14 protein-coding genes and 1 pseudogene are annotated in these 18,486 nt (G+C 66.3%); 3 read left to right on the forward strand and 12 right to left on the reverse strand.

The annotated features are described in order from the left end of the window. The 8 genes from ACZ4SA_RS34395 to ACZ4SA_RS34430 all read right to left on the reverse strand — a co-directional run. The coding region (locus tag ACZ4SA_RS34395; protein WP_468281973.1) for an FG-GAP repeat domain-containing protein at positions 1-600 on the reverse strand (600 nt) is incomplete at its 3' end. A 365-nt stretch (positions 601-965) separates the two neighbouring features. After that, the gene (locus ACZ4SA_RS34400; protein ID WP_468281975.1) at positions 966-1,913 is read right to left on the reverse strand and encodes a COG1470 family protein; all 948 of its coding nucleotides are present in this window, start codon (positions 1,911-1,913) and stop codon (positions 966-968) included. A 1,806-nt stretch (positions 1,914-3,719) separates the two neighbouring features. Further along, positions 3,720-4,490 (reverse strand): hypothetical protein, encoded by a 771-nt coding sequence (locus tag ACZ4SA_RS34405; protein ID WP_468281977.1) that lies wholly within the window; start codon positions 4,488-4,490, stop codon positions 3,720-3,722. A 2-nt stretch (positions 4,491-4,492) separates the two neighbouring features. Beyond that, a complete protein-coding gene (locus ACZ4SA_RS34410) occupies positions 4,493-5,221 on the reverse strand; it encodes a type IV toxin-antitoxin system AbiEi family antitoxin (RefSeq protein ID WP_468281979.1) in 729 nt (242 codons plus the stop codon). A 736-nt stretch (positions 5,222-5,957) separates the two neighbouring features. Next, entirely contained in the window at positions 5,958-6,407 is a 450-nt protein-coding gene (locus ACZ4SA_RS34415; RefSeq protein ID WP_468281981.1) for a hypothetical protein, read from the reverse strand. After that, positions 6,404-10,933 (reverse strand): DUF6531 domain-containing protein, encoded by a 4,530-nt coding sequence (locus ACZ4SA_RS34420; RefSeq protein ID WP_468281983.1) that lies wholly within the window; start codon positions 10,931-10,933, stop codon positions 6,404-6,406. Before ACZ4SA_RS34420 ends, ACZ4SA_RS34415 begins: the two co-directional genes overlap by 4 nt. Beyond that, a complete protein-coding gene (locus ACZ4SA_RS34425; RefSeq protein WP_468281985.1) occupies positions 10,930-11,481 on the reverse strand; it encodes a hypothetical protein in 552 nt (183 codons plus the stop codon). The genes ACZ4SA_RS34420 and ACZ4SA_RS34425 overlap by 4 nt, the downstream gene beginning before the upstream one ends. A 10-nt stretch (positions 11,482-11,491) precedes the next feature. After that, on the reverse strand, positions 11,492-11,851 hold the full coding sequence (locus tag ACZ4SA_RS34430) for an SseB family protein (RefSeq protein ID WP_468281987.1): 360 nt from the start codon (positions 11,849-11,851) through the stop codon (positions 11,492-11,494). On the opposite strand from ACZ4SA_RS34430, the pseudogene ACZ4SA_RS34435 reads away from it, so the two are divergent. Beyond that, positions 11,744-12,094: pseudogene (locus tag ACZ4SA_RS34435) on the forward strand (serine hydrolase domain-containing protein); the annotation flags it as partial. The gene ACZ4SA_RS34430 and the pseudogene ACZ4SA_RS34435 sit on opposite strands and share 108 nt — an antisense overlap. Here ACZ4SA_RS34435 and ACZ4SA_RS34440 read toward each other — a convergent pair. Further along, complete coding sequence (locus ACZ4SA_RS34440) at positions 12,028-12,327, reverse strand: transposase (protein ID WP_468281999.1); 300 nt, start codon at positions 12,325-12,327, stop codon at positions 12,028-12,030. The pseudogene ACZ4SA_RS34435 and the gene ACZ4SA_RS34440 sit on opposite strands and share 67 nt — an antisense overlap. Before the next feature lie 157 nt (positions 12,328-12,484). On the opposite strand from ACZ4SA_RS34440, the gene ACZ4SA_RS34445 reads away from it, so the two are divergent. Further along, complete coding sequence (locus ACZ4SA_RS34445; protein WP_468281989.1) at positions 12,485-13,792, forward strand: sensor histidine kinase; 1,308 nt, start codon at positions 12,485-12,487, stop codon at positions 13,790-13,792. Positions 13,793-14,018: 226 nt separating this feature from the next. After that, positions 14,019-15,650 carry an IS1182 family transposase gene (locus tag ACZ4SA_RS34450; protein WP_468281991.1) on the forward strand — a complete coding sequence of 544 codons (1,632 nt, stop codon included), beginning with the start codon at positions 14,019-14,021 and terminating at the stop codon, positions 15,648-15,650. Between the two features lie 58 nt (positions 15,651-15,708). Here the strand turns inward: ACZ4SA_RS34450 and ACZ4SA_RS34455 are convergent, their stop codons facing one another. From ACZ4SA_RS34455 to ACZ4SA_RS34465, 3 genes are read right to left on the reverse strand one after another with little or no spacing between them, the layout of a single operon-like run. Further along, complete coding sequence (locus tag ACZ4SA_RS34455; protein ID WP_468281993.1) at positions 15,709-16,314, reverse strand: response regulator transcription factor; 606 nt, start codon at positions 16,312-16,314, stop codon at positions 15,709-15,711. A 30-nt stretch (positions 16,315-16,344) separates the two neighbouring features. Further along, the gene (locus tag ACZ4SA_RS34460) at positions 16,345-17,109 is read right to left on the reverse strand and encodes an ABC transporter permease (RefSeq protein ID WP_468281995.1); all 765 of its coding nucleotides are present in this window, start codon (positions 17,107-17,109) and stop codon (positions 16,345-16,347) included. After that, positions 17,106-18,116: an ABC transporter ATP-binding protein gene (locus ACZ4SA_RS34465; protein ID WP_468281997.1), complete on the reverse strand. Its 1,011-nt coding sequence runs from the start codon at positions 18,114-18,116 to the stop codon at positions 17,106-17,108. Before ACZ4SA_RS34465 ends, ACZ4SA_RS34460 begins: the two co-directional genes overlap by 4 nt. Positions 18,117-18,486: the final 370 nt, after the last annotated feature.

The raw sequence follows: 18,486 nt of genomic DNA on the forward strand, positions 1-18,486 counted from the left end.
CATCTCCACCCAGGACGGGCCGTCACCGGTGGTGTAGGCGACTCTCGCCGCGAACGTGCCGTTCCCGTTCCCCAGCAGCACCGAGACCGTGTCCGCGATGTAGTTGGCCACGGCCAGGTCGAGGCGGCCGTCACCGTTGAGGTCACCCACCGCCACCTTCTCCGCACCATCACCGGCGGCGTAGTCGACCTTCGCCGCGAAGGTACCGTTCCCGTTGCCCAGCAGCACCGACACACTGTCCCCGACGTAGTTGCCCACAGCCAGGTCCTTGCGGCCGTCACCGTTGAAGTCAGCGACCTGCACCGAGTACGGGGCCGCACCGGTGGCGTAATCGACCTTGGCCGCGTACGTGCCGTTTGCATTCCTCAGCAGCACCGACACCGTATTCGAGCCGTAGTTGGCAACCGCCAGATCCTTACGTCCGTTCCCCCGGAAATCACCCACCGCCACCGAATACGGGTTGGTCCCCGTGGTGTAGTCGACCTTCGTCGCGAAGGATGGGGTCGTGGCCGCCACCGCGATACGGGGCGCGACGACCTGCAGCATCAGCACCGCCAGCAGGACCACAATGAGTCCCGCTCCACGCCGCACCTTCGCCACAAGCGCACACTACGAGCGCCTCTGCCCGATGCCGATCCGGAACACACCCAGATCCCTCCATTGGAGGGCATATAATCCTTCACCGTATTACTGAGGGGTCCTCCGGGTGACATTGCCCAAATACTGGGAGTGGATCCCGCCTCGGATGAGCCCCCTGCGGGTGGAGCATAGAAGAGGATGCCCATTGTCCACAGCTACGGGCTGGACCTGACCACACTCGAGTGCGTCACCTATGGAGTGCGCAGGAAGACGCTCGGCGTGACCGGCCCCTCGAAGCGGAGATCGAGCTGGCCACTGGCGTGTTCTTTGGCCGAAGCGGCCATTTTTGTCGTGGCCGAGACCGTCGGCCCGGCGGTGCTGCGCCGTCAGTCGCGGCGCCGCACGAGTCGCCGCGTCAGCAGGCGGATGCCGACGACGGCCAGGATGGCCAGCAGAGCGCCAAGTCCCCAGGACAGCATCGGGGGCCACTGCTGCGCGAAGTCCGGGACGATGGACGAGCCCTGTATACCCGCGGTCGGGAAAGTGACGGTGGCGGTGATGGTCTCCTGGATCCTGCCGCTGGCCAGAGACAGCCGAGCTTTCCAGGGACCGTTGGGCAAACCGTCGCCCAGTGCGACGCTCACCAACCCCGTATCACCGGGGGCCAGTGTGGTGCCCCGCGTCGCAGGATACGGACCGGCTCGCAGACCCGCCGGGCCCTGGGACAGCCAGAGCTTGCCGGACATCTCCAATGCGCGTTCCCCGGTGTTGCGTACCTGGGCGGTGATCCGCGGTTGGCCCTCGGGGGAGCGTGCGGGGGTGAGTTTCTCGATCCGGAAGGCGGAGGGTGGTTCACCACCAGGGCCGATATCAAGATAGATCCGGATGCCGACGCGGTTGATCAGCTTGACGTTGCCCTTCCCGGAGCGGGCGACCTCGGCCCAGACAACGCCGTACCGCTCACCTCGCGAGGCCCTTTTCGGCACCCGGATGGTGACCCGCGCGGTCTCCATGCTGTCAGGGGGAAGCCTGAGCACGGGGTGGTCAACCGAGATCCATCCCGTCAGTTCGTTCTGAGGGCGGCCAGCGGTGAAGGTGAATGTCCGTTTGTTGATGGAAGCCGCGGCGGCGTAGAGGTCGACGCGCAGCGGCTCCGGGGACTTGTTGCTGACCTCCACCCGCCGCTGAATGGTGGTGCCCGGATTGAGGTGATCGACGATGGATCTATACGCACGGGGATCGTCACGACGGACGACCGGCGCCTCGAGCAGGCGGAGTTCGAACCGCGCTTCCGGCTCTCCGGATCCCTCGTCCCGTGTGTGTTCTGTACTCATCGACCGGGCATCACTGCTGGCCGCGCCCTGAAAGAGCGCGGCCAGCAGCAGGACCAGGAACAGCGGAACCGCTCGCCTATGTGGGAGTGACAGAATGAGTCACCGTCCCGCTGTAATCAGAAGCCGCCTGGGCCGTTTGGGGGATGACGATCGACATCGTCGGGGTCCATGAGCTCGTGCTGTTCCCCGTCCCCGCCTGGTGACTTGCGATCGGGTTGTCCACGCTCATGTCATCCGAGTTCTGACTGGTCGCCGTCCCGTTGTCGGTGGTGACGGTCCCGGGGACGTATCTCCCCGCCGAGGCCGGGATGGGGTTCACTCCCGTTGCCGTGAACGCGGTCGACTGGACCCTGCACGTCCACACAAGATCGCCTGCACGGGCGTCGGTAACGGTCACGGTGCCCAGCGACACGGGGGTGGTCGTGGTACCCGGGGCACCGGCTCCGAGATCGACGGGGCCGTCCGGCACCGAGATGGCGAGACCATCACCCGTCACATCGAACGTCACCGTGGTGGTCCCGCAGCCAGGAACATCGGGATCGCACGGGGCCGCCTGTACCGGGGAGCCGGGGACGACAACCAGCGCGAAGGTGACCCCTGCCCCGGCCAGCAGCCCGAGGTGTCTGTATCTGGATCGCACAGCAATTCCTCCGTCTTCGTGGCCGCGCCCACGGGAGGGCGAGGTCCGCACACGACCTGGACGGCACCCATGTGCACCATAAGTAAGCTATTGATCACACTCCGTCATGGCGCGCTGGAGTAGCCCATCTGGAGGGCAGGGCCTGGAGCTCATGCACGTACCGGCAAAGCCAAGCGGGAAGGCGAGGCAGGGAACGGCGCACCTGTGCCGGCCTTGGGGAATCAATCTTGAATGGGTGCGTCAGGTTCGGCGAGACGGCCTGATGAGCGTGACGTGAGGACGCGATATGCGCTGGTAGCGGCCGCTTTTGTGACGGCTGGACGTCACGCTGCACGCCCTGCGCGGCGGGCTTCACGGTGGCGCCACGCTCTTGATCGGCACCGCCCGCAGCAGTACATCGTGTCCTGGCGTCGGCCACCGCCGAGCGTGATGTAACCGCAGACAGGGCAGGTCAGCAGCCGGATCATGCCGGTATCGCCGTTCCACTCCGCTTCGCCGAGCATCAGCCCGAGCGCCTTGGCCCACCCGGCGGCCTTCGGTCCCGGTACGCCTGGGCGCAGCAGACTTCGTCGCAGTGCAGGCGCCGGGCCGACGCGCTCCTCGGCAGCCGGGCCCGCAGGACGCGTAGAAGCAGATGCGGGCCACGTCTCCAGAGTCGCGCGCGGACGACTACTGCGGTTCGGCGCCGTCGTCCTGGTCCTCGCCTTCATCGGGCCAGCGCCGGCATCCGCAGGCAAACGCACTCGCCCATCGATCGGCTTGCATCAGCAAACTCGGTCTCGGCCCCATTCAACGGTCACGCTGATGGCGTGACCTGTCCGCGCCCAGCAGCGCTGTCACAGCGTCTCCGCCGCGCTCGTGCCCCATCCGCGCCCTTCAGAGTGGTCAACAGCGGTTAACAGGGGTGTCGGAATGCCCTCTTTTCAGGATCGGAGACCGGTCATCTGTGCAGGTCAAGGCACATGCGGGCACTGCAAGCGCCGTTGATTCCCAAGCTCAGAGCGCGGGTTCGATTCCCGTCACCCGCTCCACGAGAAAGCTCCAGGCCAGCAGCCCGGGGCTTCTTTGTTGTCTAGACCTTCCGGGGTCCGCCCACACCACATCCGCACCATCTGCTCGGGCAAGGAAAACCGGGCTCATGACGCGCCGTCTCGATTCGACCTTCTTTACGGCACGGCAGGTGACAGGAATGCGTACATCGCCTGGCCATCAGCTCGGGCGTCCTCGTCATGGAGTTGATGCCAGCCAACATGGTGCGGATCGTGCAGGGCGGCGGCCAGGGCGAGCTTCTTGCGGTCGCCCTTGTCGAGTTGAGTTTTGAGTTCAAGCGGGTTGCCAGGCAGTGAGAGCAGAAAAGCCAAGTCGCGGTAGTGGCGGTCCGGCGGGGCGGTCTTGATGCTTACCGCGGCCGCCTTGGCCACGATCGCCCCCAACAGACTGGGGCGGAGGATGCGGCCGTTACGTCGTCCCAACTCGACGTTTACCGCCTGGGTCCGTTGCGCGGCCTGGCGGCCTCCTGGAACCTCCAGTGTGCGGCCGGGCGGAGTTGTCGTGAGATCCGCTCTGGGCCCGAGATTGTCTGGAGCCAGAAGATCCACCACGAGCCGCCCTGGCTCTTCACCGCGGTGGTATCGGTGGAGCAGGTTGCCTTGCGGCGACATGCCGGCTGGAACGAACCCAAGCCTCTCCAGTGCAGCGACCAGCCGGCGGAGGCTCTGCTGGTCCGACTGCACATCGGCCAGTACATCCAGGTCGGCGCTGGCCGCCGGCGGGGTCCGTCCGTGCTCCAGCCCGTGCAGGAGCACCATTTGCCCGCCGATCAGCGACCAGGCGCTCGGCACCTGCTCCGACAGATCGAGCAGCACGGTCCACAACTCCACCAGCGGGCCGGCGAACAGGCCGGACTCCAACCGGACATGCGGCACGGCAGCTGCCATGATTACTTCCCCCCGGACTGCGCGTAACGGGCCAGGAACGGGCGCAGCAGCCCGGCTGCGGCCGCGTCCGCGCGATCTTCGCGAATATCGAGCAGATCGACAGCCACCACGGAAGGAGGCGCGACTCCTTCTCGCGGGAACGAGCTCAGGAACAGCCATTGGCCGGCGGGAGGAATCCGAACCACCAGGTTGCCCCGTTGGGGATCAGGAACCATGCCGAATTCAGTCGCCAGCTCGCCCACCTTGTCGGGACGGACATAGACCTCGGCACGTCCCGGCGCCACATAGTCGGCGTGCACCTCCCCGGTGGCGCTCACTCCGGTCCGCACCACGTCCGGGTGAGTCAGCACCGCCTCTAGCAGCCCCGAGTGCACCCGATACCGACGCCTCTCCGCCCGAGCCTCAAGGAGCTGCCGCAGGCGCGCCGCAGGCAGGTACTCATGGGCAGCGATATTCCGCAGCCGCGCCACAACGCGGGACTTCTCGGCATCGGACAAGCCGGTGGAGGAGTCGCCCGCCAACACTGCCAGGAGACCCCATGCGTTGCGCGTCGACAATGGGCGCCCGGGACGGGAACCATGATCCCTTCGGTCGCGAACAGCGGCCCCATCCACGAGCCAGCGACCACCGACCCTTTGCCCCTGGAGCCTCCCGTCACGCAGCAACTGACGGATGCGGGAATCATCGACATTCAGGGCTTCCGCCGCTTCATGCACCGACAAAAGATCCACCGACCTCCTCCTTTCGACTGCCATCCCGAAACCAGGAGAGAAGACGCAACCATCATCCACCCACACGCCACCTTGCGTCAAAGCTCCCGCTCTCGGGAGGGAAGGCGCAATTATCCGTGCCCAGCCCAGACCGGGAGCTCCGGCCGGCCTCGCAGGGAGCCGCACGTCGTCCTCGCCCGCATGACCGTGCCAGTAGGGCCGGTAAACAACGGTCAACAAGGGGCTACGCGCACCTAACCACGCCCGGCCGACAGTGGGCGTTCCCCCAGGTCAGCAACTCGAATGGGCTCAAGTGCCGGGTGATTCCCAAGCTCAGAGCGCGGGTTCGATTCCCGTCATCCGCTCCATAGAAAAGCCCCAGGTCAGCGACCTGGGGCTTCATTGTTGTCTAGACCTCTGGGGGCCCCCGCGCCCTCCGCGTGCCCCATCTCGCGCGAAAGCCCTGACTGGAGACCCTTCTACGCGCCGCTTGCACCACACGGACACGAACCTGTCTCGAATTGCGAGACGCATTTCACGTGACCCGCGCCACTCACGACTGTGTGGGCGGGAATTCCCGCGAAAGGCTCGGCGAAGGAGCGTATCCGCAGGTCAGGAGCCTTGCAGGCGTCGCGAGCGGCGTTGATTCCCAAGCTCTGGAGCGCGGCTTCGATTCCCGTCACCCGCTCTTGATAGCAGGCCCAGGTCAGCGACCTGGGCCTTCTTCGTTGCCCCTCCGGATGGGTGGAGATGATCCTTACGCCGTTCGGTTCGATGCAGGTCCAGGGACTGGAGTTCGCGGATCGTCGATGTCGACTGCAATCTCGAACCCTGAGGTCGAGCTAAAGGTAGCGACGTTTCCCGACAGCTGAATCCGATCAAATGGATTGGATTCCATGAAGAACATCGCCCAAATCAGCGCACGGTCAACAGTCAAACGTGCGATGAACCCCTCCGATCCGTACGAACCATCGCCGCCCCAAAGCAGCCCCTTCTCTCCCAGGTCCACAGCGGCAAGCCCATCGACCGAAGACACCCAGGACGGATCGCCTTCCAGCATCTCATCGAGGTCGAAGGGGGCGAGCACCGTGAAACCACTCGGCGCGGCCGGGTCAAGGGCGACATCATAGGAGTGCCCGTCGGCGTAGTGGAGTGCATCCTTGATGGGAAGCTCAAAGTCTTCCCACAGGCGTTCGATCATGGTCATTTCTTCTTACACTTCCCGTTGCGCACGTGCTGCGGCCTCTCCTGGAGTCCAGTCGGGGGAACTGGCTCGCCTAGTTCATTTCTGTTCCGCACGGAATTCATGCGCCTTCTGAATTGCTCCGCCCAGGTCCGCCCGGTCGTCGAATCAGGGTGAACCGCGTTCGGGTCGACGCGCTCGATGATGACCGGTCTCCCCACTTCGCGCGCCGCATCAAGCCTTCGGTTGTCGTACGACACCAGCTGGCCGTCCACTTCCATGACCTTCAACGCCGTACCGGGACGTCGCCAGTCCCACTCCCCGGAGCGCATCTTCTCCACGTAGTCGTTCGGGGACACGGTGCGTTGGGAAAAGTTGAGGTCTTCCGGATTGGCCCATTCCGGCTCCCCCGCAAGCCCCAGGTGGTCGGCCCAGCTATGGGGGTTACGAACATACGCCGCTGCGTTGGGCGCCGGAACCAACCCGAGCGGGTCCGGTGTGGTGTAGCGGGCGGTTTCTGGGTCGTAGTGCCGGAAGTAGTTGTAGTGGAGGCCGGTTTCCTCGTCCGCGTACTGGCCGGGGAAGCGGAGCGGGCAGTCCACCTCGCCCTCTGAAGCAGGGAGGGGAGTGCCCCAGAGGGTGGTGCGGGATTGCCAGGCGAGAGTGCCGTCGGAAGTGACCAGTTCGATGGGCGTACCGACCAGGTCCGTGACGATCGCGAGGAAGCGGGCGTCGTACTCGGACTGGGGGGTGGTGTCGGCGAGGCCAAGGATCGAGTGGCCGGCCTCGGGTTCGACCTCAATCGACCGACGGGTGGATTGGGATATCGGGCGGTGGGTGCCAGGCGCGTAGTCCCAAGTCGTCGCCGTGCCGTCCGAGGCGAACCGCTCAGCCAGGCAGGTGCCGTCCCAGGTGAAGGTGAGGGCGGTTCCGTCCGGACCTGTTTTGGAGATGCGGCGGCCCAGGGGGTCGTAGGCGTACGTCCATTCCCCGCCGTCCAGGGTGGTGGCCCTGGTGAGGCGATTCTCCGCGTTCCACGTGTACGTCCAGGTGCGGGTCTGGCCGTTGAGGAGCTTGCGGGTTTTGCGGATCAGCCGGCCGGCGGCGTCGTGTTCGTAGGTGGTGCGGCCCGCCCGGCGGATGACGGCGCCCTCGTAGCTCCGCTCTCCGGTCGTGGGGTGGTGCGGTGCGTCGGCATGGGTCTGGTTGCCTGTCCTGTCGTACGCGTACCTCTCGCTCCAGCCGTGTGCCTGGACGCCAGTCACACGACCCATGGGATCCAGTGTGAAACGTCGTGTTCCGGTGGTCAGTTCGCGTATCTCGGTGAGGTAGCCGTCAGGGCGGTACGCGTAGGTGCGCTGTTGGAGGATTCGCTCCGCTTCGGTCTCGTTGCGGGTGGCGAGGGTCTGGGTGGTGAGGCGGTCGCCCTTGTCCCAGGTCTGCGTGAGGGTGGTGTCGTCGCCGATGCGGCGTTCGGTCTCGCGGCCCGCAGCGTCGTAGGCGAAGGCAATGGTTGCGTCGCCTCGACTCAGTCCGGTGGGGCGGCCCACCGGGTCGTATGTCCACTCCGAGCGCACGCCGGAGGGGGTGGTACGCGAGGTGCGGCGGCCCATGGCGTCGTACGTGTAGGCGCTGATGCGGCCGTTGACTGTTTCCGAGATGACGCGACCGACCGCGTCGTGTTCCCGGGTCAGTTCCGCGTCCGCGTTCGCCGCGTGGAGCAGGGCGCCGCTCGCGTCGTATGCGTAGGTCGTGACGTCACCGGTGGACTCGTCGTGCTGGGTGATCATGCGCCCGACCGCGTCGAGTGTGAAGCGCAGCGTTTGGCCCAGCGCGTTCGTCTGAGCTGTGAGGCGGCCCGCCGGATCGCGTTCGTACGTGCGCGTAGCGCCGTTGAAGTCGGTTTCCGCGACCAGGTGGCCTGCCGCATCGTATGTGTAATGCCACTGCTTGCCCTGGGGGTTGGTGACCTCGGTCAGGCGCAGCTCGGTGTCGTAGGCGAAGGCATAGTGCGCGCCGTCGGGGTCGGTCCTCGTGGCGGGCTGGTCGAAGTAGGTGTACGTGTAGGTGGTGGTGTGCCCGGCCTCGTCGGTGTGGAGGACGAGATTACCCTCGGTATCCCACTGCCACACCTCGCGGCCGCCGTCCGGCCCCTCGCGCCAGGCCGGCATGCCCTCGATCGTCCAGCCGTGACGCGTGGTCCGGCCCAGGGCATCGGTGACGGCGGTGACCTGGCCGTGCGGGCCACGGCGCATGCGGAGGGTGCGGCCCAGAGGGTCCGTTGTCTCGACCGGAAGACCCGCCGCGTCCGTGACGATACGGGTGGTGCGACCCAGGGGGTCCGTGACGGAGGTGAGGTGGCCCGAGCTGTTGTAGCCGTAGTGCGTGACGGCGCCGCCGGGGTCGGTGGTGGACGTGTGGGCCCCACGGTCGTCATAGGTGTGGAGCCACACCGCGCCGCCCGGTTCGCGGGTCTCCAATGGCAGGCCGCGCTGATCGTAGACGGTCTCCGCCACCGTACCGTCGGGCCGCTCGACAGCGATCAACCGACCCTGGTCGTCGTAGCGGTAGCGCGTGGTGCGGCCCAGGGGGTCGGTGACGGCGATGGGATGCCGGTTGCTCTCGTCCCATTCCGTGCGCGTGGTGTTTCCCAGCGGGTCCCTGTACGCGGTGATCTTGTACGCCTCGTTGCAGACGTACACGGTGGTGTTGCCCTGTGAGTCGGTGTAGCGGGAGGTGCGGGCGGCCGTGTCGTAGTGCATCCGGCCCGACAGGATGCCGTCTGGGCCGATGCCTCGCAGCACACGACCCTGTTGGTCGTAGACGTAGCCGTACGACGTGCCGTTGCGGTCCGTCCACGACGTCACACGATGTTCCGCGTCGTACCGGTAACGCAGCGCCTTGCCGGTCGAGTTGAAGACCTCGGCCAGGTTGCCGGCGGCGTCGTAGGCGTAGGAGGTGAGCGTGGTGCTGTGCTCGTGCTGTGCGCCGTGCAGGAGACGCAGGGCGGTGACCCGCAGCAGCTGGGGGTCCGTGTCGACGGCGATGCGGTAGCCACCGGAGTGCGTGATCTCCTTCGGTGCACCCTGGGCGTCGTAGGCGATGTCGATGCGGTCGCCGTCGCCTGTCCGGTCGGTGATCGCTGTCAGAGCCAGCTCATGGCCGCCCACGGGCAGCGGGGCAAAGTGGAGTGTGCGATTCCGATCCGGGATGACGATGCGGATGGCGCTGTCGCGGTTGCCGTCCCAGTACAGCGGCCAACGGGGACCGGAGGTGGGTAACATCGCCGCACCGGGCTTCGGCACGGGATACGTCAGCAGCATGCCGCCGTCCGTGATGTAGACGACACCTGCCCCGTCGATCTCCAGGCGCTGGTCAAGCGTGCCCGCCCAGGTGGGGCCGAACCACCCCCCGCACGGGTGCCCCGACACGTAGTGCCGCTCCAGGACCACCGGCAAGACGCCGGGCAGGGTGACGTCGACGGCGGACATGACCATCTCGCCGGTCGCCACGTCGATCGGCTCGCCGGCCGTGGGACGCTCCTCGTTGGGCGTGGTGTTCCTGTCCGGATCACTGTCCGTCCGCGCGCGGGCGCTGCCGTCCCGGCGCAGGCCATCCGCCCGGCCGCGCAGACGCTGCGCGGCGTTCTTGGCCACGGAGGCGCCGCGCCGCATCGCGCCGGCGCCGCCGCTGGCGAGAGCGAGGAGGAGTTCGGGGGTGAGCTGGCCGGCCGCGCGGGCAGGGTTCCGCTGCCATTCGTCCCAGTTGACGACGGCCTTGGCGAACTCCTGAGGGTGTTGGGCAGCGTAGGAGGCCCCGTCCACCATTCCCGCCAGGTGCAGACCGACGCCATCAGGCCCGTCGTTGACGAGGTCGTCGAAACCCTCGTACCAGCCGCGCATGGTGTCGCCCGCCCCGCCGAAGAAGTCGCCGAGCCCCTTCTCGAACTTGTCCCACCCCTTGCGGGGCGGGGGCTTGTCAGGGGCCTTCTCCGCCGCTGTGTCGAGTTGCCGCTTGGCCGCGTCGATGACGGTTTGAAGCTCGCTCTCCAGCTTGTCCAAGCGGTCGTAGCAGTCCTGCAACGCGGCGAGGCCGGGATCGTCGTCCGGCGGACGCTCCGGCAGCGGATCGTCCTTACGGTCCAAGGCGGCGTTGTAGTCCGTAACGTGCTTCCAGTAGTTCTTGGAGGCCGCCCGTGCCTCGTCCGCGTCGTCGATGATCGGCCTGACACGCGTGTGGACCGAGCGCAGTTTGTAAGCGTAGGAGTCCAGGGCTTTCCCGGAGGCTTCGAAGTACTTCTGCGCGGACTCCAGTTCCTGGGGAAGCTTCTGAGTCGCGTCCTTGAACCCCTCCGCGCCGGCCCCGGTCCAGTCCATCAAGGACAGGTCGACCAGCTTGTCCATGCCGTCCTTGAACGCACCTGCATAGGCAAGGAGTTTGAGGGCGAGGTCATCGACGTCCATCGAGTTGCCGTAAATGACATCGCTGGGCTTGGCCTGGGGAGGTATGCGCTCGACTCCGCCGCCCTCCATCGCATCGCGGCTCGTCATATGACCGGCCCCTTCGACTTCGACCCGCCGTCGACCTCCCAGCCGCCGTCGACCCGCAGGCGGGGGCGCTGGGGCACGTCCTGATAGTTGCCGGTGTCGCCGTCGTCCAGCCACGGCTCCTGATAGATCTCGGGCGGCGGATCGAACTTCGGCCTGGACCCCTCCTGCCACGCCTTCATGCCTTGTTCGCCGAACGGCAGCTTGGCGATGTTGGCCGCGGTCGGCGAGAAGTCCTTGATTCGCAGCAGATCGGCCAGCACGTAGGCGGCGAGGACCTGCCGGAGCGTCTCCACCACCGTGTCCGTGTGCTCAGCCACCCGCCCCATGCCGAAGCCCCACGCCGAGAGCATCTTCTGGGTCGAGGAATAGATGTCGAAGTCGGCCGAGTTCGCGATCTGCGCGGACATTGCGCTCCAATCACGCTTGATCTGGTGCGCGGCCACCACGGACTCCTCCAGCGGTGTCAGCACCTTGCGCACCGAGGCGATCTCGATCTTGTAGCCGTCACCCGGGCCAAAGCCCGGCTCTCCCGCGTCAGGCTCCGCCATTGTGCTCCCCCTATACGCCCGTGGTCTCGAGTGCTTTCGCGTCCAGCACGAACGTCCGTGGACCCAGCGGATCCACCAACGCGCGCACGCCCTCGGGCAGTAGCTCCACCAAATCCGCGACGGTCGTGGACGCCCACCCGCAGGGCCCGGCGAACAGCCCGAGTGCTTCACAGGAGGTGAAGACCGGCACCACCGGCCCCTCCTCCGTCTCACAGACCAAGAAGCCGGGCTCGTCCGGGCGTTGGAAATTCAGACGCGAAGAGCCGGTGCCTTCTCTGTCATTGACGACCTGGTCGTCTTCTTGCGGTACCTGCTCGACCCCGAACAGACAGCTGAGCAACCAGGGTTCGGGACCTCCTGGGTCAAGCACTCCCTGCGGATCCAGACCGGAAGACTCACACCTCAACGAGGGCTGTTCTGGCACCCGGCCCCAGGCATCGACCCTCACCTCGAAGACATCTGGGTCCACTACGGCTTCACGGGCACCGGTATCTGGATCTCCCCCCAACAGAAGCGCTGGGCAACGCTTCTGACCAACAAGCTCTTCTACACACGCGACCGGGGACCGCTCGCAGGCGTGCGCAACACCTTCCGCGAGATCGCTTTCGGCTGAGCACACGTCCCGAGGCCCCTCTCCACGGTCTCGCATAGGTTCTTCCACAAATGGAAGCGGTCTGCGATCTGCTGGGCGTCAGGGGCGGCGGTGCGGACAGCCTCGGCATACGCGCTGGCCCGGTCACGGCACACGATCTCCGCGCCGGCGTGGCGCTTGAGCCATGCGGCGGGGGTTTCCGCGGTCCGGTCGGGCAGCACGTCGACCGGCCGGCCGGTCTCGATGTCGATCAGAGCCGTATCTACTGACCGCCGTCACAGCCGTGCACCGCCTCGAGCGATGGCGTTGCATTGACCGTTCGACTCCGCCCCGCTAAACATTTGACCCCCTGTAAGGCACGACAACGCCTCGGATAGAATCCAGTCCCCCACAAATGGCAGAGAAACTGACGTGTCGTCCGAGAAGCAGGCACCAGAATCCAATCCCGAACCGATATCCGACGGAGTGCCCGAAAGGCCGCTGATGGCATGGTGGGACCGGCGGAGCAGCCCTGCAAGGATCGAGCTGTACACGCGGTGGATGTTCGGCGCGATGGTGCTGAGCGAGGTGCTGCTCGGGGTTGAGGCGTCGCTGGAGGCGGCGCCGCGAGGGCCGGTAGGGGCCTTGTGCGCGCTCATCGTGCTGCACGCCCTGACGATGGGTGTGGCCTGCGCACGGGTTCTCGACTGGGTGCTGGGGCGAAGGACCTATCCGCGTCGGTTGTTGGCGTTCGTGAACGCCGTCACCGTGGGTGTGCTGGTGGTCATGGTGATGATGCGCGGTGCCGGTGGTTTGGTGCCAGGGCAGGCCACGGTTGTACTACTCGCGATCGTGCCGTGTTTCGGCATCATGCCCGCAACGATGCAGCCTCGGTCCGGGTGGCGAATGCTGCAGTTGACCTGTCTGGTGTCGTTCCTGGTGGGGGCTGTGGTCATGTTGGCGTCGTGGTCAGTACCGGAAGCCGTCTCCTCCACCGGGGTGGTGATGGCCGGATGCATTGGCTCAGCGTTCACCTGTCGATTCTCGACGTGGATGCTCACTGCCGTCTGGAAGCTGGACGAAGCGCGAGCCACGCAGGCGCGGCTGGCGGTGACCGAGGAACGGTTGAGGTTCGCCCGCGATCTGCACGACGTGCTGGGGCGGAACCTGTCCGTGATTGCACTGAAAAGCGAACTGGCCGGTCAATTGGGGCGGCGAGGAACTATCGATCCCGCGCTGCAGGAGATGGATGAGGTGCAGCAGATCGCGCGGGAGTCGCAGCACGAGGTGCGAGAGGTAGTCCGCGGGTACCGGCAGGCCGATCTGCGCAGTGAGCTCGACGGGGCATGCAGTGTGCTGAGGTCGGCTGGAGTCGACTGCACGTTCGTCAAGGCAGGCTCAGACACACTGCCGAGAGAGGTGCAGGTCGCACTCGGATGGGTCGTCCGTGAAGGGGCGACAAACGTGCTGCGGCACGCTGAGGCCACGAAGTGCGAAATTGCGTTGTCCGTGGCGGTCGATGGGAGCCATGCCACGCTGACCATGGCGAACGATGGCGCGCGGCCCACCGGGACGTCGACATGGGGCGGTGCCCCTGTCGGTGCTTCGCGCTTCCGCTCCGGGACCGGTCTGGCCGGGTTGCGGGAGCGGCTCGCTTTGCTGGCCGGGACGCTTGACGCCGCTCATGGCCCGGACGGCACCTTCCGCCTGGTCGCTGACGTGCCGTTGGACGACCGGTAACGAGCCGGACAGCGGGTAGCCAGGGGTACCTGTCTTAAGCTTGATTCTGTCGGGGATCTTGGAGTTTCCCGGTGCGCCGGGGTGCTAGGTGGGCATGCTCGGGGTGTTCCGAGAGCCCCTGTAGTTGTCGAGGTGTCCGTTGTCGCTCCGTCCTCGTTCCGGTGAGCAAGTCCCGCCTCTGACCGCGCAGATCGCGAGGGCGAGCAACCCGGGCGGTACGGCGGCGATGTGGGTGAGAGACCGCCTGGACGGGCTGTGGCGTGACGAGGACTTCGCTGACTGGTATCCGCGTGACGGGCGTCCGGGCCTCTCGCCCGCCCAGCTGGCCACTGTCTGCGTGCTGCAGTTCGTGCTCGGCCTGTCGGACCGGCAGGCCGCCGAGGCGGTTCGCTGCCGCATCGACTTCAAGTACGCAATGGCCATGGAGCTGGACGATCCCGGCTTCCACCACAGCGTGCTGGCCGACTTCCGCGACCGTCTCACCGAGGACGACCGCGCCGACCGCCTCCTCGACCTCGCCCTGGCCCGCCTCAAGGAGGCCGGCCTGGTGCGCGAGCGCACCACACAGCGCACTGACTCCACCCACGTCCTGGCCGCCGTGCGTGACCTGACCCGCCTGGAGCTGATCACCGAGGCAGTCCGTGCCGCGCTGGAGGAAGTCGCCGGCACCGCCCCGGACCTGCTGGACGAGCTGGTCGACGAGGACTGGGGGCGCCGTTACGGCCGTCCGGTCCGCCTGGGCAAGAACCCCACCAAGCACAAGACCAGGATCCTCGCCACCGGCAACGACGCCGTCCGGCTCCTGGAACACCTCCACCAGCATGGTGGAGACCGCGCGTTCGGCCCTCGTGTCCAGGCCCTGCGCCAGATCATGGTGCAGAACTATCACCGCGATGCCGCGGGCCACCTGCGCTGGCGCACCGCCGAGACGGAAGACGGTCCCGGCCTGCCGCCCTCCTCCCGAGCGATCGTCTCGCCCTACGACACCTCGGCCCGCTACTCACGGCACGGGCACATCATCAGCTGGAAGGGGTTCTCCGCCCATCTCACGGAGACGTGCGCTCCCGATGGCCCCAACGTGATCACCGACGTGGCCACCACCGCGGCCACCACCGCGGCCACCACCCACGACAGCAAGGTCCTGCCCGGCATCCACACCCGCCTGCACCGCCGCGGACTGCTGCCCGCCGAGCACCTGGTCGACGCCGGCTACACCTCCCTGCCCCACCTTGCACAAGCCGCACGCGATCACCAGGTCACCGTCTCCGGGCCGCTCAAGGCCAACCCCACCCGGCAACACCGCCGGGGTGAAGGCTTCGCCCGCGACGACTTCCACATCGACTACGACCGCCAGCAGGGCACCTGCCCCCAGGGGCAGGTCAGCCAGGGCTGGCACGGCCCCTACCCGACCTCCTCGCCCACCGCAGCCCCGCTGATCGTGGCCCGGTTCACCAAGAGCCAGTGTCAGCCGTGCCCGGCCCGCGCTCAGTGCACCGCCTCCCACGCGAGCCACCGCACCGTGGGCTTTCCTCCACGCGAACTACGCGACCTGCAACTCCGCATCCGTGCCGAGCAACAGACACCCGAGTGGAAGACCCGCTACGCGGTCCGCTCCGGAGTCGAGGGAACGGTCAACGAGTTCGCCCACGGCCACGGCATGCGCTACTGCCGCTACCGAGGCCAGGGAAAGGTCCACATCCAGCACGTCCTGACCGCCATCGCCATCAACATCGAGCGCCTCAGCGGTCTCTCACCGACCGAAGAAGCGCGCCCTCCCCGCCGACCGACTGCCTTCCAGACCTACCTTGATCAGCACGAGATCCCCCGGCCGAAGTCCTGGCGAACCCTGGGCACCTGACCTCGGCAACTCCAAGATCCCCGACAGAATCAAGCTCAGGACACGGTGGACGGCGTGGTCAGATCCAGCCTTTCTTCTGAGCGATGTGGACGGCGCGATAGCGGTTCTTCGCGCCCAGCTTGGTGGTCGCGGAGGACAGGTAGTTGCGTGCCGTTCCCGGGGTGAGGGCTGCCCGTTCTGCGATCTCGTTGACCGTGACGCCATCAGATGCCAGCGAGAGCAGATCTGCTTCCCGGTTCGTAAGCGGTGACTCGCCGGCGCTGATCGCGTCGGCGGCCAGCTCCGCGTCGATGTAGCGGCTACCGGCGTGCAGGGCGCGGATGATGGCGCTCATGTCCTGTGCGGAGATGGACTTGGGCGCGAAGCCGTGCACTCCGGCTTTGAGTGCGCGCTTGAGGTAACCGGGCAGGCCATGTCCGGTGACGATGAGGATTCGGCAATGCGGCAGCTGACGAATGATGGCCGTGGCGGCGGCGATCCCGTCCTGGTCTGGCATCTGGAGATCCAGGACGGCGACGTCTACGTTGTGCTCACAAGCGGCTGTGACTGCACCGGAACCGGTCGACGCCTCGGCGACGACCTCGATGTCTTCCTCGAGATTGAGTAGCGCAGATACGGCGCTGCGCAGCAAGTGCTCGTCATCGGCAAGGACAACACGGATCACCGGTGATCTCCTCTTCTTGGGTGTTGCTGTTCACGTCCGGGACTCCCAGCGGAACCGCCTGTGCACGGTGTACGCAGCAAGAGCTGTCCATCCTGCGAGGATGGCGACGTCGAGCACAATCTGCCCCCAGGACAATCCATCCGTCCAACCGGCTCGGACGAGATCGATGACCGGGGTCAGAGGGAGGAACCGGAAGACGTCGTGGATGACGTCGGGCAACACCTCCAGCGGGACGTACGTGCCCGATGTGAGCGGCAGCAGGAACATGCCCGGCAGCAGGGCGATCTGGGCGCTCTCCACGGTGCGGGCCATGGCCGTCGTGGCGGCGGCGAGCATGACCATGAGGACCGTACCGAGTGCCATGCCGATGAGTGGCAGGTGCGGGGCGGGCGGCATGCCCGTGTCGGCGATGAGGGAGACCGCGACAGTGATGAGACCGAACTGCACGGGAACGGCGGCCGCAGTCGGCACGGCAGAGCCGGCGAGAATCGTGAAGTCGGACACCTCGCCTGTGCGCAGCCGCTTCAGCAGGAGTTCCTCACGGCGTGTCACGTAGATGCCGACCAGCGGCGCGTACAGCGCCATGGTGAGGATGATGCCGGCGGCGGTCGAGATGATGACGGGGCCCATGGTGAGCCCGGCGGCGGGCAGGTCGAAGCGGTCGATGACGACCTTCATGCCCACGGTGATCATCACAGGGATGACCAGCACGTTGACGAGGTTGGACTTGCTTCGGAAGAAGAGGATGAACTCGGCGCGTCCGAGTGCAGCCAAGTGTGCGGCGGCCGAGCTCATACGGGGCTGCTTTCGTTTGCGCTGGGGGTGTCGTTGCTGGAAGTTCCATGACTGTGCGCGTCGTCGCGGCGCCTGGCGATATGAAGGAAGACTTCCTCAAGCGATGCCGATCGAGCTTCCAGCTCGGTAAGCGTGATGCCCTTCTCGCGGGCGCGCACAAGCGCTTCGGTCGCTGTGTACTGCAGGTTGTCGGTGGTCACGCGGACCAGACCGTCGGATGCGTCCTCCACGGTGGTGGCGCCGAGTTCGAGGAGGGTGCCCAGATCAGAGAGTGCAGTGCCCTGTGGCATCCGGAAGGCGATCGTGGCCGGCCGGGTGCCGGTGATCTCGGTGATCGGACCGGATGTGGCGATCCGACCCTGGTGCATGATCGCCACGCGGTCGGCCAGGACCTCGGCTTCTTCGAGGTAGTGGGTGGTGAGGACGACGGTTGTCCCCTGCTGCTTCAACTCCTTGATGATGTCCCATGTCTCGCGGCGGCCCTCGGGATCCATGCCGGTCGTCGGTTCATCGAGGAACAGCAGTTCAGGGCAGCCGAGCAGAGCCAGAGACAGGTCGAGGCGGCGCTTCTCACCGCCGGAGAGGTTCTTGACCAGAACATCGATCCTTCCACCGAGACCTGTCATGTCGACGGCCTCGGTGACCCGCCGTGGCGTGGAGACGCAACGGGCCCACATCCGGACGGTCTCCGCCACGGTGAGATCTGAGGCGAATCCCCCCTCTTGGAGCATGACGCCGGTGCGCGGCCGCGTGTGGGCACGGTCACGGACGGGATCGTGCGCCCCGAACAGCCGGATGCTGCCCTTCGTGGGAGCGGCGAGGCCCTCGAGGAGTTCGAGTGTCGAGGTCTTGCCCGCGCCGTTGGTGCCGAGTAGACCGAGGGTCTCACCCCGCCGCACTGTGAAGCTCACGCCCCTGACCGCGTCGAATCCGCGTTCATCGGCAGGCCCGTAACGCCGCCACACATCCGTGGCGCAGATCACATTGTCGAAGGAAGGTTCTGGCATGCCGCCATTCTGGCAATCGCCGCGCGCCGTCGGTAGTGAGTCCTGTCATGGCTTTGGATGACAAACCTCATGAAGGAGCTTTACATTCTCCCTGCAAGCGGTACATTACATTCCGCTTCATGGTGTGATCCACGCCATATTGCCACCCTCTGGCATCTGCCTATAGTCCCGACGTGCAGCACGACCAGTTGCACAATGTGCGGAAAAGAATTCACGACCGCATATAACGGGGGGTCGCGTTCAGGATGCAACTGTGCGCGCGATAGTTCACTTTAAGAGCTTGTCTCACGTGGTGTCAGATCGATGCGGCATGATGGCTTGTCATGGGTGTCGGTCTGTCGCAGCGGTTGGTTCCTGACGAACTCTGGTC

This window comes from Streptomyces sp. NPDC027962 (assembly GCF_055566095.1).

What these genes read in the sequence shown, in the direction of transcription:
- ACZ4SA_RS34400 (WP_468281975.1), bottom strand. Translation starts at nt 1,913, where the DNA reads ATGAGTACAGAACACACACGGGACGAGGGATCCGGAGAGCCGGAAGCG.
- ACZ4SA_RS34460 (WP_468281995.1), bottom strand. Translation starts at nt 17,109, where the DNA reads ATGAGCTCGGCCGCCGCACACTTGGCTGCACTCGGACGCGCCGAGTTC.
- ACZ4SA_RS34420 (WP_468281983.1), bottom strand. Translation starts at nt 10,933, where the DNA reads ATGACGAGCCGCGATGCGATGGAGGGCGGCGGAGTCGAGCGCATACCT.
- ACZ4SA_RS34425 (WP_468281985.1), bottom strand. Translation starts at nt 11,481, where the DNA reads ATGGCGGAGCCTGACGCGGGAGAGCCGGGCTTTGGCCCGGGTGACGGC.
- ACZ4SA_RS34405 (WP_468281977.1), bottom strand. Translation starts at nt 4,490, where the DNA reads ATGGCAGCTGCCGTGCCGCATGTCCGGTTGGAGTCCGGCCTGTTCGCC.
- ACZ4SA_RS34465 (WP_468281997.1), bottom strand. Translation starts at nt 18,116, where the DNA reads ATGCCAGAACCTTCCTTCGACAATGTGATCTGCGCCACGGATGTGTGG.
- ACZ4SA_RS34450 (WP_468281991.1), top strand. Translation starts at nt 14,019, where the DNA reads ATGTGGGTGAGAGACCGCCTGGACGGGCTGTGGCGTGACGAGGACTTC.
- ACZ4SA_RS34415 (WP_468281981.1), bottom strand. Translation starts at nt 6,407, where the DNA reads ATGACCATGATCGAACGCCTGTGGGAAGACTTTGAGCTTCCCATCAAG.